We start from the raw sequence: 14,972 nt of genomic DNA, 5'->3' as shown, positions 1-14,972 counted from the left end.
GTCAATTCGATCCTAAGGAATAATAGATGCTTGATTCCACTCAGTGTATATCGCTGGGTCTTCCCTCTTGACATAGTGAATAAAAGGGGCTAAATAACCTATATTCGCAAGACTATTTAGCATTCTTGCCGGATATGGTTGGACTGTCTTATACGAATTCACATGGTCAATCACCTTGATCTGTTCCTCGGGCGTAACGTATACATGGCGCAATGCAGTATCAATCCTAGTAAATCCAACTCGTTTCATTTCATAAAGTATCGTTAACAATCCTTTAGCAAGAAAAGAAGGAAATGATTGCTGGACAGAAAGAAACGCTTTAATGCCTTGTCCTCGAATAAATTCCATTATGATATAGTTTTGACCGACCTCGTAAACTTGGGGAACAAACGATGCGGAGGAGGCCCTAAGGAGGGAGTCAGCCTCCTGCTGAGTATCGAACTCATTAGCATAAACCTTGACACAAGTAGTTGTCGATAGCTGAAAAACTGCACCTTGTGCGCCTGCCCCAAGAAAGGGTAAGCCTGCCGGATTGCACCACTGTACCTCATAGGGAGAATCAGGCCGATGAACGCCAGGGTACACCTGGATATTGAAGACTGTCATACTTTATCACACCCCTCCGAAATGACTTTTCCACACTGGAAAATTAGCTTGCAGGAGACTCAGCCAATAGGGGAGATTCCTATTGCGGCTATTTAAAGCATACGAGACTGCTGCGATTTCCTCATGAGTAACCCCCCATTCAATTGGCATTACAGCCATAACTTCAAGCAGATCGCCTATAGGTAGTGCTGTGATATTAGCCATTGCTTTTCCAAATGGATTGGGACCATCCAAAAAGGGAACAAATTTAGCATACAAAGATCCCCAAAACATGCGATGCGTAGAAACTGAATTTAACATCGACTGCACCGTCCAGTTTGGTCCACTGAATATATTGGCATTATCAATCATCCACAGTTTTGGAAACTCCCCCCTAGAGACCAAGATATTTTGGCCAGATTCTTGCCACAAAAAACGGTCATTGTTATCCAACCAGTAGTCAAATGCAATCATATCAGCGGCCTGAGTAATGTTAATACAACCGGCAAGTTCTACATCTGTAGGTTGGTTCGTACAATCAGGAACATATCGACTACCAAAATGAGGACCATGTCCTAGATTGTACCCTAGGTTTAAGTATTGAATCCTTAAAGTGTCGTGAATGTAGATAACGTGACTATCGGGAACAGGGAGATTTAATCGCTTTGCTATCCAGCAGGATATCATCTCATTCGCAAGAGCCCGAACTCCCTGAGGATTGCTTGACAGTTTGACTACATATAAATGACCATCGCTGCATTCCATCAAGTGAGGCAAACTCCATCCAATAAGTGGTTTAATATAGTTGACGGCCTGAATCATGATCCTGCCTCCTCCAAAATGGGACTATTTGGTTCTAGTCTAGCGTATGTCCCTCAGTGAGTTTTGGTATAGATATGATCCTATTGAAGAAGAAGAGCCGCTTCAACCCAATTCTATCCTTGTTTTTACGAAAACAATTCGGTAGTTAAATTATCGTAGATATCGGCTTGACAAGGTTATATTGTTCCCGCTGTGATCATTGAATCAACGGACAGAATTGAATTGATGAATGTGTAAGCTTTTTTATCAGTGGTAATCGAATTCTGGCGGTTTTGTAATATGAAAAGCCGCGTGGACTTTGCATATTCAGTCTCATACTTTATTTTCCTAAGAAACTAACCACTCTCCTAAAGCAAATTCATCTTTATGGCTGGCAACAGCGATCGTAAGATCAAATTATTCACGGAGCATCTCCCACCACCATAACCAAACATTTTGCCCAACCACAACTCACCCACACATTGCCTTCGATATTAGATATACGTTATGATATACTATATTTTATAAGTGATAGACAAAAATGATAGAAAAAGACTTGCGGATCACTGTAGATCATGCAGTCTGTTTTATTTGTTGACATTCATTCCGTTTCTGCTGGGTTTTACATTTTGAGAGGAGGATGTTATTTGAAATTGCGTGCAGTTCCTATCGTTGTTGCGGCGGTTCTAGCAGCATCGCTGCTGTTTGGAGGATGGTTCATTTACCGTCAGGTTACAATGCAAAGTCCTCTGGAAAAACTGGTTTCTCAATATCCCGGCGTGACAAGCGCTCAAATAGATATTAAACCGGATCAGGTTGTTTTGAATCTGGATCTCAAACCGCAGGCAGATGTGGCCGGACTGGTCAATGTAGTTAAGCAAAAAGGACAGTCCATCATCGGCAGCCGTACAGTTAAGCTGGACATTGCCGATCATTCCAATCCAGCGTTGAACCAGTGGTGGTCTGAGGCGATGTTTCCGGTAGCGGAAGCGATGGAAAATAAAAAATACACCCAAATTCCATCTACCGTCGAGCAGATGAAAAAGAAAAAAGCCGGTATCAAGGCCGATACCGATATGGATTCTAACAACGTCTATATCCGACTCAGTGAAGGTAAAGCGACCAAGTTTATCGTTTTGCCACGTCAATCTCAGCAAATGGGGGTATGGCCTAATGCCTAGATGGATCAAGGAAGTACTAATCGGCATTGTGCCGGTAACCATTATATTTCTCGTTTTTATCGGGGTGAATATTGTCCCCCTTCTTATTGCAGGCGTGATGCTCAGCGGCTTGTTAATGCTCATGCATGCACGTGGAGGCTTGGCTGTAGGAGCTGGGCAAGAACGTAAACGTAAAAAGAATGGCCCGGACAAACTGACTTTTGAGGAAATCGGCGGGCAAGAAAGCGCGAAGCAGGAGCTGCGCGAAGCGCTGGATTTTTTGAATCGGCATGATGAAATTTCCAAGTTTGGTATCCGTCCATTAAAAGGCGTTTTGCTTACAGGCCCTCCGGGAACAGGAAAAACGCTGATGGCGAAGGCAGCGGCACACTATACCAATTCTGTATTTGTTGCCGCCTCAGGTAGTGAATTTGTTGAAATGTACGTGGGTGTTGGTGCAGGTCGTGTCCGTGAGTTGTTTCGGGAGGCCCGTACTCGTGCAGCCAAGGAAAAGAAGGAAAATGCGATTGTTTTTATTGACGAGATCGACGTGATTGGCGGTAAGCGTGAGGGTGGACAGCAACGTGAATATGATCAGACTTTGAATCAGTTGCTGACAGAAATGGATGGCATTTATTCGGCAGATACTCCGCGCATTTTGATCATTGCGGCAACAAACCGTAAAGAAATGCTGGACAGCGCCTTAACGCGTCCAGGGCGTTTTGACCGTCATATTCAAGTGGACTTGCCTGACAAGAAGGGCCGTCTTCATATTCTTAAAATCCATGCTAAAAACAAACCGATTCAGGAAGATGCGAATCTGGACAAAATTGCTGAGGAATCCTACGGGTTTTCCGGTGCACAGCTGGAAAGTGTCATGAACGAAGCGGCAATCTATGCGATGAGACAGGAACAGGAAATGATTGCGCAAAAGCATCTGTCGATGGCGATTGACAAGGTGATGATGGGTGAGAAAACGGATCGTGAATCAACGCTGGAAGAGAAAAAACGTGTAGCGATTCATGAACTAGGACATGCTATTATGGCTGAAATCGTTCGTCCGGGCAGTGTCAGCCAGGTAGCGCTCAGCCCGCGTGGGAAAGCGCTCGGCTATGTGCGGCACAATCCACAGCAAGAGCATTATTTGTATACCAAGCAGTTCCTGGAGGAGCAGATCATGATCTCGCTCGCAGGGGCTACGGCGGAAGAGATGTACTATGGCGGTCGCAGTACAGGCTCTAGTAACGATTTTGAGCAGGCGCTGAACATTGTTCATACGATGATGACTTCCGGTTTGACTTCACTCGGCATTATGAACATGGAAATGGTAACGAAAGAAGAGCTCATGCGGGAAAATGGTGAGATTATGGACGACCTGCATAACCGTACTTTGGATTTGCTCGAAAAGCATCGTCCAGTGTTCGACAACTCTCTTGACATCCTTATGAAGGAAGAAACCCTGTCCGGGGATCAATTTAGATGTCAATTTAGTGAAAATGCTTTATTACCAGCATAATTTTTTATGCTGGTTATTTTTTTTACTTTTAATCCGTGCTAATATATTATTATCTTTTGGGACATAAACATGTATTTTTCGACAAAGAATGATACAATATATGAGAGTGATCAAGAAAGGGTGGAGTAAAGAACCATGCAATTTAAAAAAATCGGCGTCATCGGCGGCGGCACTATGGGACAGGGTATTTCTGAAATGCTCGCGTCCAAAGGAATTGACGTGCTGTTAGTAGAGCAGACACCAGAGAAATTAGACTACGCTTACAATATGATTGAAACGAGTCTGGACAAGCAACTGGAAAAATGGGCTATTACAAAAACAGAGAAAAAATTGATTTTATCTCGCATTGAGAAAGTATCCCATTTGGCGGAGCTTGGAAGCTGTGACATGGTCATTGAGACCATTACAGAAAATCTGGACGAGAAGAAAGCTGTTTTCCAAGAGCTGGATCATGTGTGTCCAAACAACATTATTCTTGCAAGTAATACGTCCACGCTGAGCCTGACCGAGCTTGCTAGCTCGACCAAGTATCCTGAGCGTGTTATTGGCATGCACTTTATCTATCCAGTATCCCGCATTGATCTTGTGGAAATTATTCGTGGCTTGAAAACTTCGGACGATACGTTCGAAAACACGAAAATGTTCGTTGAAGAAGTAGTGGAGAAAAAAGGGGTTATGATTTATGAATCCCCAGGCTTCGTAACAAGCCGTATCATCTGCCTGCTAATCAATGAAGCAGCTCACGTGCTTCAAGAGGGTGTTGCTTCTGCTAAAGATATCGACGATGCTATGCGAATCGGCTACAGCTTCCAAAATGGCCCTTTGGAAATGGCTGACCGCTTTGGTCTGGATTCCGTTTTGGCTGCTCTGGAGCGCATGTTCCGTGAATTCGGCGAATTGAAATATCGTCCGTCCATCGTCCTGAAGAAAATGGTGCGTGCAGGTAATCTGGGAGTGAAGTCGGGCGAAGGCTTCTTCAAGTACGACAAGGATGGTGAGCAGGTATGAAAATTCTCGTAATCAATGCAGGAAGTTCTTCCCTTAAATACCAGTTGTATGATATGACGGACGAGTCCGTTCTGGCAAAAGGATTGGTAGAGCGCATCGGTATGGATTCATCCATCCTGACGCATAAGCCAACCAATAAAGAAGAATACACTGAGGTTAGCGAAATTTTGGAGCACACTACAGCCGTCCGTAAAGTGCTAAACGCACTTACCGATGCTGAACATGGTGTAATCTCCAATACTCGCGAAATTCAGGCTGTGGGCCACCGTGTGGTTCATGGAGGCGAAATCTTCAAGCAGTCAGCTCTGATTACGCCAGAAGCCAAAAGTGAAATCCGTCGCCTGTTTGACCTTGCGCCACTGCATAACCCCCCTTCAATGATGGGGATTAGAGCCGCAGAAGCGAATATGCCCGATGTGCCGCAGACTGTAGTATTTGATACCTCGTTCCACCAAACGATGCCTGAAAAAGCTTATATGTACGCTATTCCAAGAGTATTGTACAATAAATATAAGGTTCGTCGTTACGGTGCCCATGGTACTTCCCATGATTATGTAAGCAAGGAAGCTGCTAAATTCGTCGGTCGTCCTTTAGAAGAGCTGAAAATCATTACTTGTCACATCGGTAACGGCGGTAGTGTAACAGCGGTTCAAGGCGGTTTGTCTGTAGATACTTCCATGGGTATGACTCCACTGGAAGGGCTTATGATGGGGACACGTAGCGGGGATTTGGACCCGGCAATCGTACCTTATGTGATGAACAAAGAAGAATTGACGGTCAATGATGTCAACTCCATGCTGAACAAGCACAGTGGACTTTTGGCTATTTCCGGTATCAGCAGTGATATGCGTGAAATCGAGGAAGGTATGAAAAAAGGCGAAGCTAATTCTACATTGGCATTTGAAATGTATGAATATCGTCTGCGTAAATACATTGGTTCGTATGCCGCGGCAATGAACGGGGTAGACGTGATCGTATTTACGGCAGGTGTAGGCGAAAACTCCGACGTTCTGCGTCAGAGAGTCTTGGAGCAACTGACATTCCTCGGTATCGAGCTGGATGAAGCGTTGAACGCTATTCGTTCTGGCGAACCTCGCCGGATTACAACAGCAAATTCTAAGGTTGATGTATTGATCGTTCCGACGAACGAAGAGCTGGTTATTGCCCGCGACACGTTCCGTCTGGTTCAGTAGTTCGACCCGAAGTTTAAACTTTATGCATACGGGCTTACTTAAATAGGTTCCGTATGCATCAAACAGCGTGAGCAAACAGCCTGACCCAGTGGGGGAAGGCTGTTTGATTTTCCGTTAAGAGGAGAGAGACGTCATGACGAATAAAAGTACGATTTCCCTAGTGGGCCGCCATGTAGGGGAAACGGTTACAATCGGTGCTTGGGTAAATAATAAACGATCTAGCGGTAAAATCCAGTTCCTGCAACTGCGCGATGGTACTGGATATATTCAAGGGGTTATCGTGAAAAGCGAGGTGTCCGAGGACGTTTGGAATGATGCCAAGTCCTTGACCCAAGAAAGCTCCCTGTATGTTACCGGAGTTGTGCGCGAAGAACCGCGTAGCCAATCCGGTTTTGAATTGACGATAACGGGCATTGAAATCATTCATTTGACAGAAAACTACCCGATCACGCCTAAAGAACACGGTGTAGATTTCCTGATGGATCACCGTCACCTGTGGTTGCGCTCCGCCAAGCAACGCGCGGTTCTGATCGTACGGGCGGAAATTATCCGTGCGGTACAGGAATTTTTTAACGGCAATGGCTTCACAAAGGTGGACCCGCCGATTTTGACTCCTTCTTCCGCAGAAGGCACAACAGAGTTGTTTCATATCAAATATTTTGACGAGGATGCTTTTCTGACACAAAGCGGACAGTTGTATATGGAAGCGGCAGCAATGGCGCTTGGCAAAGTATACTCGTTTGGTCCAACTTTCCGTGCGGAAAAGTCCAAAACACGTCGTCACCTGATTGAGTTTTGGATGATCGAGCCGGAGATGGCTTTTGTAGATCATGAGGAATCTTTGCGTGTACAGGAGCAGTTTATGGGTCATATCGTACAATCAGTGCTGAAAAATTGTGCAAAAGAGCTTGAAACGATCGGACGCGATGTTTCGAAGCTGGAGCAAATTCAGGGAGAATTCCCGCGCATTACGTATGATGAGGCGATTGCTTTCCTTCAAGGAGAAGGATTCGATATCCCTTGGGGCGAGGACTTTGGCGCTCCGCATGAAACGGCTATTGCAGAGAGATATAACAAGCCAGTATTCATTACGCATTGGCCGACTCACATTAAGGCATTTTATATGAAGCCTGATCCAACTCGCCCAGAGGTTGTACTGTGCGCCGATATGATCGCTCCTGAAGGCTACGGCGAAATTATCGGGGGTTCCCAACGGATTGATGATCCGGCCTTGATGGAAGAACGTTTTAACGAGCATAACTTGGCGCGTGAAGCTTACCAATGGTATATGGATCTGCGCACCTACGGCACCGTTCCGCATTCCGGCTTTGGACTGGGACTGGAGCGTACGGTAGCATGGATTTGTGGACTCGATCATGTACGTGAAACGATTCCGTTCCCACGTATGCTGTATCGTCTGTATCCGTAACCGATGACCGGATCATTCGACAAGACATCAGCGGCAGAGTGGGCGGAGGGAGTAGCCTTTGCTATGGAAGCTGGAATGGTCCAGATTCCCTATGCCCTGCTCAAGCATTACCGGACGCTTCGGTTGACGGACGGAGAGATGCTTCTGCTTATGCAGTTGGTTGCTTTTAAACAAGCCGAGCGCAATGAATTTCCAACTTGGGAGCAATTGCAGGCCCGTATCGGATGCACAGCGAACGAAATCGGGCTTTATTTTAGCAAGCTGATGAAGGAAGGTTTTCTGCGGATTGATACTGTGGAAGACCGCAGCTCATCCGTGCAATTCGAACGCTACAATCTAACGGGGCTGTACCGTAAGCTGGCGGAATGTATGATACCCGAGCGCACGGAGCAGAACGATGACGATGATATTTTGTTTGCCGGAAAACCGGATGTGCTGAATGGGATATCGGAATCTCCGCCTTCAGAGGAACGGAATTTGTTTACGATTTTCGAGAAGGAATTCGGTAGACCGTTGTCACCGATGGAATACGAGACAATCACCAGTTGGGTGGATCAGGATCGTTATCTCGAGGAGCTGATTTTGCTGGCTTTGAAGGAAGCGGTGTTTGCAGGGAAGGTGCATTTCCGGTATATTGACCGCATTTTGCTGGAGTGGAGCCGCAACCGTGTCCGTAATGCACAAGATGCAAAGGAATACGCTCAGCGTTTCCGTGGTGGCGGACGCAGCTAAAGCGATAGACTGAAGTTTTCAGGCAGCAGGTAAGGACTATATACTTGGTTAAAGTAACTAAAAAGCTAAACGTATGTAAGTAAAATATTCTAGCATACAGCAGCTTTAGTGCTGAGGACACGCTACTCCAACAGGAGGGTGTGTCTTTTTTTAAATGTTTTTTCGACATATGCAGGGGGAGGAAATTCTCCGGCGTCTATAGTACTGGGAAGGGGGAGAGAGTCATTGATATAGAGAGAATCATGGATACTGAGCTTTTAAAGAGTGAGGCCCCCTTTAAGGGAGTCCATCATTCTCATGGTGATACAAGAGGCTCCACAGGCATATTTTGTACATCATCCAACAAAAGCAGCTTATCCAAAACACCAAACGCCCCGGTAGGTATGGAAGGTTGGGAGGAGTGACGTTTGCCCCCAAGTTTTGCGGAGCGGGCATATTGGATCAGGCATTGACGTGGTAGTCTATCGTTTTTGTTTTGCTGGGGCCCGAGTAATCGCCAAGGAGCTGCGTCCGGTGAGTCGTTTGGCCGGCAATGATTATGCAAAGCTCGGAGAGCAATTTACGCTGGGGCGCCCCCAAATAGGGGCCGTTGCTTTTTACGGCATAAAGGGTTACGATTATAAAAAAATAGCTCGGGAGCCTGCGGAAGCAAGCTGAGAGTACGACTATTCTGTCGTAGACCGTATGAACCTGTTGGATAATGCCAGCGCAGGGACCTTAGTGTAGGAACACTCTGCTTTTGCATAGTGTTTTTTGTTGTTTCATACCCTTGAGCATGTGCATGCTGAAAACCATATCTCTCGGCTGGAAAGAAGCGCAGGCTCCTGTCATCAAAGGAGCAGGGTTCGCTTGATATTGAAATTCATTTTACTTTATACAGAAAATCAGATTCAGAATCCGCAGCAGAAACGGAAGCGGCAAGAGATTGACAGGGGGGCGCAGCTATGACCCATACGGTGTACAAAGCTTTGACCATTGCAGGCTCGGACAGCGGAGGGGGCGCGGGCATACAGGCAGATTTAAAAACCTTTCAAGAGCTGGGCGTGTACGGCATGTCTGTCCTGACAGGAGTTACTGCTCAAAATACACGTGGTGTACAAGCTGTTTATCCTGTCCCTGTTCCCATGGTAGAGGCTCAATTACAGTCCATAGGTACGGATTTACCGCCCGATGCCGTTAAAACGGGTATGCTCGTGGGGGCTGAGGTCATTCGTCAGGTGGCCGCGCAAATTCGCCAGTTCAGATGGCTTAATGTTGTCGTAGACCCGGTAATGATCGCTAAGGGCGGAGCTTCTCTACTTCATGACGAGGCAGTGGAAACGCTAAAATCGTATTTGTTGCCGTTGGCGAAGGTAGTCACCCCAAACTTTCCGGAAACAGAGGCGTTGACAGGCTTAACCCTCTCCAGTCGTGAGGATGCGAAGGAAGCGGCTCGAATGCTGGCTGACTTGGGGACCAGCTACGTGATCATCAAGGGAGGGCACAGCACGGAAGCGGAACGGTCTGTGGATTTGTTGTTCGACGGGCGCGATTTTACCGAACTGGACGGACCAAGAATTCATACCCCGCATACCCATGGAACGGGCTGTACCTTTTCGGCAGCGCTGGCGGCTGGACTGGCGACAGGACGAAATGTAACCGAGGCGGCGCAGACGGCCAAGGCTTTTATACAGGCGGCGATTGAGCAGGGCTTGGGTATCGGCAGTGGGCATGGGCCGACGAACCATTGGGCATGGAACGCACGCCGGACAGGGGAAAGAGCGTCTGTGTGGAGCAGAGCAATAAGGGAGGAACGAAGCGATGCCAAGAGTTGATATAGGGCGTATGCGGGAGCATCTGCGTCTTTATTTGGTCATGGGCAGTATGAATTGCGGCCGTGATCCGCTGATGGTTTTGGAGGAAGCGTTGCAGGGAGGTGTGAGCCTTTTTCAATTGCGTGAAAAAGGTGCGTACTGTCTAACGGGAAGTCGCTTGCACGAATTTGCTCAAGCCGCCCGGCGGCTGTGTCATCAGTATGACGTTCCATTTCTCGTCAATGATGATGTCGAGCTTGCCCTGGCTGTGGATGCAGACGGCGTCCATCTCGGACAAGATGACGAGCCTGCAGACCGCGTACGCTCCCGAATGGGCGACAAAATCATCGGCGTATCGGTACACAGCCTCACAGAAGCGGAGCAGGCGGTACGTGTTGGCGCTGATTATGCGGGCGCAGGGCCGATGTTCCCGACTCTTTCTAAGCCGGATGCACATCCGGTGCAGGGACCGGAGCTGGTCCGTAGGCTGCGTGCAGGTGGTGCAAGCCTTCCGCTGGTAGGCATTGGCGGCATTACAGCGGACAACGCAGCCAGCGTCCTAAAGGCTGGAGCGGACGGCATAGCGGTCATATCAGCCATCTCATGGGCAGAAGCCCCCCGTGAGGCTGCACAAAGCCTGAGGAGCATCCTTTCTCGCAGCGTGCTATAATGACGTGAAATGACCAGAGTTTATTTAATAGCAGTGCAAAATAATATGCCAGGATTGTGATAGGATGTGGTTGTCTGCGACCGCTACCATGCTGGCGTGCTTTTTAATGAGTTACAGCTACGGGCGGATACTTGTGAGCAATGGTTACTTAATAAATAACTGGAGACTCTATCCCGCTTAGATAATTGGGTTGATTCTATAAGGATACAAAGGCAGTCCGGGACATATTACACGTCCAAGGCTGCCTTTGCATTTAAAAAAAGAGAACGCCCCCCGCTTACGTTCTCTGTATTCAATTTGCACTTTCTGATTAAAGCAGGCGTGCATGTAGCAAGTTGTTCTTCATAATTAAGGTCTCAGCAGGAGGGAGCGTACGTCGCTTCAAACAGAAATCCAAACGCCTCCAGATGATTTTTAGCCTCAAACACATCACGCCCCCACGCATAAATGCCGTGGTTACGTAGCAAAATTACCGACATCTGATCATTCAGCACGCCCGGCACCAGTTTGGCAATGAAGCAATATCCGCGTAATTCGACAGCACGGAAATATCAATCGCAGCATTTTCCTCCCAAATGTTAAAGCCTTAATGAGTTCAATGCCTTGCACAGGTACAGAGCCTTGTTCCCCGTAATATTCGGAAATGAGATGGTTGAAAACAGTATGCACATGGAAAACGGCTCCGCATCCTGTCAGGCGGTAAATTTCGCAATGAATCAGCGTTTCGGCGCTAGGCTTAGGTCACTAAGCAATAGCTTATTCAATTCCCTCTTTTAGTACAGCTCCCATCTCACGGGAACGTTCAGCGCAACGCTGTACCGCCGCAATGACCGTTTCGTAGAAATCGCCTTTGTCCAGCGTTTCCAACGCAGCTACCGTGGAGCCGTTGGGTGACATGATTTTGTGGCGAAGAGCAGAAGGCTCCTCCCCGGTTTGTTGTACCATGCGTGCTGCTCCAAGTGCGGTTTGCACCGTCAGTTCGTGCGCTTGCTCAGGAGTCAAGCCACCACGGATTCCCCCAGCAATCATGGCTTCCATCAAGTAGTAGACATAGGCAGGGCCGCTTCCGGAAATCCCGGTCAAAATATCCATTTTTTCTTCTCCTATAACCGTCACCGTACCCACAGATTCGAATATCGTAAGCACGTTTTTACGCTGGTCTTCACTAATCTCCTTGGAAAAGCTGATGCCTGTGGCTCCCAATCCAATCGAGCTGGATGTGTTTGGCATCGTCCGAGCGATGGGCTGCTTGCGACCGAGCAACGTTTGCATTGTACGAATGGACAGTCCGGCGATCACCGAAATGATCAGCTGTCCATCTGAAAGGAGCGGGCCGAGCTGTCCAAGGGCTTGTGCAGCATCCTTGGGCTTCATGGCAAGCACAATCACCGGAGAACGGCGCAGCAGCTCGATTTTGGCGGCATCCTCGGTTTGGTACAACACCCCATATTGCTGTTGAAGTTCCTCCAGGCGAGCCAGATTGCTACGATTGATGACGGTAATACCACCATGTTTGACAACGGAACGGGCCATCATTCCCCGAATAATAGCCTCTGCCATCGAGCCTGCTCCGAAAAACGTAATTTGCTCTTGAATTAAAGCCTTTGTTTGTGATTCACACATGGTTTCATAACCTCCAAGGATACGGATTGATAAATGATATTATTCCCTGATTTGTCCAGTACCGTACACACGATATTTGGTTGAAGTCAGCGCAGGCAGTCCCATTGGACCACGGGCATGTAATTTTTGCGTACTGATCCCGATCTCGGCACCAAATCCAAACTCAAAGCCATCCGTGAAGCGAGTGGAGGCATTGTGATACACGGCTGCCGCGTCCACTTCTTGCAGAAAACGTTCGGCATGGGCTTCATCTGCGGTCACAATACACTCCGAGTGCATCGTACCGTACCGGGCAATATGCTCCAGCACTTCGTCCAAATTGTCTACTACCTTGATGTTCATAATGTAATCATTATACTCGGTGCCATAATCCTCTTCCGTGGCTGGAACAGCCCAGGGAGCCAGTTCCCGTGTCCGTGCGCAGCCGCGCAGCTCGACCCCGGTCTCACGAAAACGTTCTGCCAAACTCGTCAGATGTACCTGTGCATAATCCGAGTGGACGAGCAGTGTTTCCATCGAGTTACATACGGACGGCCTTTGCACCTTGGCGTTCAGCGTAATGGCCTCAGCCATCTGTGTATCTGCCGTAGCGTCCAAATAGGTGTGGCACACACCAGCTCCGGTTTCAATGACAGGCACAGTGGAATTCTGAACAACATTTTGAATAAGCGAGCGCCCGCCGCGTGGAATGATCACATCCAGCAAACCGTTCAGCGTGAGCATTTCATTGACAGAGGCGCGGTCTGAATCTTCAATGAGCTGAAGCGCATCGCGCGGTACGGCAGTTGTGTCCAACGCCTGTTGGAGAACTTCAATGATTTTGCGGTTGGAGAACAGAGCAGCCGAGCCACCGCGCAGCACAACCGAATTTCCTGTTTTCAGACACAGGCCCGCAGCATCCACCGTCACATTAGGACGCGCTTCATAGATGATGCCGATGACACCCAGCGGCACACGTATTTTCTCAATACGCAAACCGTTTGGACGCTCGATATGCTCCAGCGTGTCACCGACCGGATCAGGCAGCTCCACAATTTGGCGTAAGCCTTCGGCGATGGCCCCGATACGGTCCTCGGTCAGCTTGAGGCGGTCGAGCAGCGATTCCGACGTTCCCAGTTCCCGTCCACGCTCCAAGTCGTTTTTGTTCGCTGCAATCAGCTCTTCCGTATGATGTACTAGTGCTTCAGCCATGGCGAGCAGCGCTTCATTTTTTTGTGCTGTCGTCAGTCGGTTCATGACCCCGGCGCTTTTTTTGGCCAGAGTCGCTTTGGCGCGTACTTCACTGAACTGGCTTTCATCTGTTGTGGCTGTGTTCGTTGTTAATTCACTCATGTTACGGCCTCCCCGTATTTATAATGTAATCCATTCATCCCTGTGAATCACCTCAAGCCGGTGAATGGGGCCGATCTTGCCCACAACCTCGCCGCTTGGTAATCCTTGTACGCTTCGAAGCTGCCCATCGTCATAATTGACGATGCCGCGCCCCAATACCTTATTTTCCGGCCCCAGTACCTCAACGACATCTCCGGCATGAAAGCTGCCTTCCACGCGCCGTACGCCAACGGGAAGCAGGCTATGACCGCCATTCACCAGTGCTTCCTCGGCTCCTTGGTCTACATGCACCGTGCCGAGCGGCGTCGACATGAAGCCAAGCCATTGTTTTTTCATCGGGAGGGAAGAGAGATGGGTGTCAAAATATGTCCCTGGTCCGTGTCCCTCCACGGCTGCATCCAAATCGCCGTCTGCGTTGACGCGTCCTACAAACACAGGCACACCGCCGCGCGTGGCGACTTTGGCTGCTTCGATCTTGGATCGCATACCGCCAGTCCCTACAGCTGACCCGGAACCTCCAGCAAATGCATAAATTTCCTCGGTAATCTCGTCGATGTGTTCAAAACGTACAGCGTTCGGATGCTTGCGCGGGTCTGCCGTATATACGCCATCAGTATCTGTGACAATGATCAAATGCTGTGCTTTGATCAAATTGGCGACCAGCGCAGACAGCATATCGTTATCACCGAATTTCAATTCGTCAATCGACACCGTATCATTTTCGTTAAAAATCGGAATGACCTGCTGCCGCAGCAATTCTTCCACGGTCATTCCAGCATTGTTCATCCGTTTGCGGATCAAAAAGTCACTGCGTGTCAGCAGAATCTGTGCGCTCACCAAGCCATAATCTCTAAAAGCCTGTTGATAGGCTTGCATAAGCAGCGCCTGACCTACGGCTGCCGCCGCTTGTTTCTCATGCAGTAGCTTAGGGCGAAACGGGTACCCAATCTCCCGAAACCCGGCGGCGACTGCACCTGATGTGACCAGCAGCACTTCATGGCCTTTCGAACGAAGTCCGGCGATTTCGCGGGCAAAATAAGCAATGGCTTCTCGATTCAAGCCTCCCTCGACTCCGGTTAAGGAGCTGCTTCCGATTTTAATGACGATTCGTGTTGACAAGACGTCCACTT

13 protein-coding genes and 2 pseudogenes are annotated in these 14,972 nt (G+C 48.4%); 9 read left to right on the top strand and 6 right to left on the bottom strand.

The window, feature by feature from the left end:
• Nucleotides 1–12: 12 nt before the first annotated feature.
• Both ACWGOO_RS09230 and ACWGOO_RS09225 read right to left on the bottom strand, forming a co-directional pair.
• On the bottom strand, nt 13–606 hold the full coding sequence (locus ACWGOO_RS09230) for a serine/threonine protein kinase (protein WP_452482697.1): 594 nt from the start codon (nt 604–606) through the stop codon (nt 13–15).
• Between the two features lie 6 nt (nt 607–612).
• Nucleotides 613–1,407, bottom strand: coding sequence for a HipA family kinase (locus ACWGOO_RS09225; RefSeq protein ID WP_452482695.1), 795 nt, complete (start codon nt 1,405–1,407; stop codon nt 613–615).
• Nucleotides 1,408–2,033: 626 nt separating this feature from the next.
• Here ACWGOO_RS09225 and ACWGOO_RS09220 point away from each other — a divergent pair.
• The 9 genes and pseudogenes from ACWGOO_RS09220 (at nt 2,034) to thiE (ending at nt 10,887) form a co-directional block, all read left to right on the top strand.
• Nucleotides 2,034–2,567: a hypothetical protein gene (locus tag ACWGOO_RS09220; protein WP_452482693.1), complete on the top strand. Its 534-nt coding sequence runs from the start codon at nt 2,034–2,036 to the stop codon at nt 2,565–2,567.
• A complete protein-coding gene (locus tag ACWGOO_RS09215) occupies nt 2,560–4,062 on the top strand; it encodes an AAA family ATPase (protein ID WP_452482691.1) in 1,503 nt (500 codons plus the stop codon). Before ACWGOO_RS09220 ends, ACWGOO_RS09215 begins: the two co-directional genes overlap by 8 nt.
• Before the next feature lie 135 nt (nt 4,063–4,197).
• On the top strand, nt 4,198–5,070 hold the full coding sequence (locus ACWGOO_RS09210; RefSeq protein WP_452482689.1) for a 3-hydroxyacyl-CoA dehydrogenase family protein: 873 nt from the start codon (nt 4,198–4,200) through the stop codon (nt 5,068–5,070).
• Entirely contained in the window at nt 5,067–6,263 is a 1,197-nt protein-coding gene (locus ACWGOO_RS09205) for an acetate/propionate family kinase (RefSeq protein ID WP_452482687.1), read from the top strand. The genes ACWGOO_RS09210 and ACWGOO_RS09205 overlap by 4 nt, the downstream gene beginning before the upstream one ends.
• Nucleotides 6,264–6,396: 133 nt before the next feature.
• Nucleotides 6,397–7,692 carry an asparagine--tRNA ligase gene (asnS, locus tag ACWGOO_RS09200; protein ID WP_452482685.1) on the top strand — a complete coding sequence of 432 codons (1,296 nt, stop codon included), beginning with the start codon at nt 6,397–6,399 and terminating at the stop codon, nt 7,690–7,692.
• A gap of 3 nt (nt 7,693–7,695) precedes the next feature.
• Nucleotides 7,696–8,424, top strand: a complete 729-nt coding sequence (locus tag ACWGOO_RS09195) for a DnaD domain protein (protein WP_452482683.1) — start codon at nt 7,696–7,698, stop codon at nt 8,422–8,424.
• Nucleotides 8,425–8,916: 492 nt separating this feature from the next.
• Nucleotides 8,917–9,000 (top strand): annotated as a pseudogene (locus tag ACWGOO_RS09190) (flavin reductase family protein); the annotation flags it as partial.
• Nucleotides 9,001–9,368: 368 nt separating this feature from the next.
• Nucleotides 9,369–10,238 carry a bifunctional hydroxymethylpyrimidine kinase/phosphomethylpyrimidine kinase gene (gene thiD / locus ACWGOO_RS09185; RefSeq protein ID WP_452482681.1) on the top strand — a complete coding sequence of 290 codons (870 nt, stop codon included), beginning with the start codon at nt 9,369–9,371 and terminating at the stop codon, nt 10,236–10,238.
• Complete coding sequence (thiE, locus tag ACWGOO_RS09180) at nt 10,225–10,887, top strand: thiamine phosphate synthase (protein ID WP_452482679.1); 663 nt, start codon at nt 10,225–10,227, stop codon at nt 10,885–10,887. The genes thiD and thiE overlap by 14 nt, the downstream gene beginning before the upstream one ends.
• A 356-nt stretch (nt 10,888–11,243) precedes the next feature.
• On the opposite strand, the pseudogene ACWGOO_RS09175 reads toward thiE, so the two are convergent.
• From ACWGOO_RS09175 to proB, 4 genes and pseudogenes are all read right to left on the bottom strand, one after another.
• Nucleotides 11,244–11,625: pseudogene (locus ACWGOO_RS09175) on the bottom strand (class II aldolase/adducin family protein); the annotation flags it as partial.
• An 18-nt stretch (nt 11,626–11,643) separates the two neighbouring features.
• Nucleotides 11,644–12,510: a pyrroline-5-carboxylate reductase gene (gene proC / locus ACWGOO_RS09170; RefSeq protein ID WP_452482677.1), complete on the bottom strand. Its 867-nt coding sequence runs from the start codon at nt 12,508–12,510 to the stop codon at nt 11,644–11,646.
• 39 nt (nt 12,511–12,549) lie between these two features.
• Nucleotides 12,550–13,842, bottom strand: a complete 1,293-nt coding sequence (locus ACWGOO_RS09165) for a glutamate-5-semialdehyde dehydrogenase (RefSeq protein ID WP_354452836.1) — start codon at nt 13,840–13,842, stop codon at nt 12,550–12,552.
• Between the two features lie 18 nt (nt 13,843–13,860).
• Nucleotides 13,861–14,961, bottom strand: a complete 1,101-nt coding sequence (gene proB / locus ACWGOO_RS09160; protein ID WP_452482674.1) for a glutamate 5-kinase — start codon at nt 14,959–14,961, stop codon at nt 13,861–13,863.
• Nucleotides 14,962–14,972 lie beyond the last annotated feature (11 nt).

Source organism: Paenibacillus sp. NPDC055715 (genome assembly GCF_053617595.1).
Note: the sequence above shows the minus strand (reverse complement) of the source record. Positions and strands in the feature narration are given on the sequence as shown.

What these genes read in the sequence shown, in the direction of transcription:
- ACWGOO_RS09230 (WP_452482697.1), bottom strand. Translation starts at nt 606, where the DNA reads ATGACAGTCTTCAATATCCAGGTGTACCCTGGCGTTCATCGGCCTGAT.
- ACWGOO_RS09225 (WP_452482695.1), bottom strand. Translation starts at nt 1,407, where the DNA reads ATGATTCAGGCCGTCAACTATATTAAACCACTTATTGGATGGAGTTTG.
- ACWGOO_RS09215 (WP_452482691.1), top strand. Translation starts at nt 2,560, where the DNA reads ATGCCTAGATGGATCAAGGAAGTACTAATCGGCATTGTGCCGGTAACC.
- ACWGOO_RS09210 (WP_452482689.1), top strand. Translation starts at nt 4,198, where the DNA reads ATGCAATTTAAAAAAATCGGCGTCATCGGCGGCGGCACTATGGGACAG.
- ACWGOO_RS09205 (WP_452482687.1), top strand. Translation starts at nt 5,067, where the DNA reads ATGAAAATTCTCGTAATCAATGCAGGAAGTTCTTCCCTTAAATACCAG.
- asnS (WP_452482685.1), top strand. Translation starts at nt 6,397, where the DNA reads ATGACGAATAAAAGTACGATTTCCCTAGTGGGCCGCCATGTAGGGGAA.
- ACWGOO_RS09195 (WP_452482683.1), top strand. Translation starts at nt 7,696, where the DNA reads ATGACCGGATCATTCGACAAGACATCAGCGGCAGAGTGGGCGGAGGGA.
- thiD (WP_452482681.1), top strand. Translation starts at nt 9,369, where the DNA reads ATGACCCATACGGTGTACAAAGCTTTGACCATTGCAGGCTCGGACAGC.
- thiE (WP_452482679.1), top strand. Translation starts at nt 10,225, where the DNA reads ATGCCAAGAGTTGATATAGGGCGTATGCGGGAGCATCTGCGTCTTTAT.
- proC (WP_452482677.1), bottom strand. Translation starts at nt 12,510, where the DNA reads ATGTGTGAATCACAAACAAAGGCTTTAATTCAAGAGCAAATTACGTTT.
- ACWGOO_RS09165 (WP_354452836.1), bottom strand. Translation starts at nt 13,842, where the DNA reads ATGAGTGAATTAACAACGAACACAGCCACAACAGATGAAAGCCAGTTC.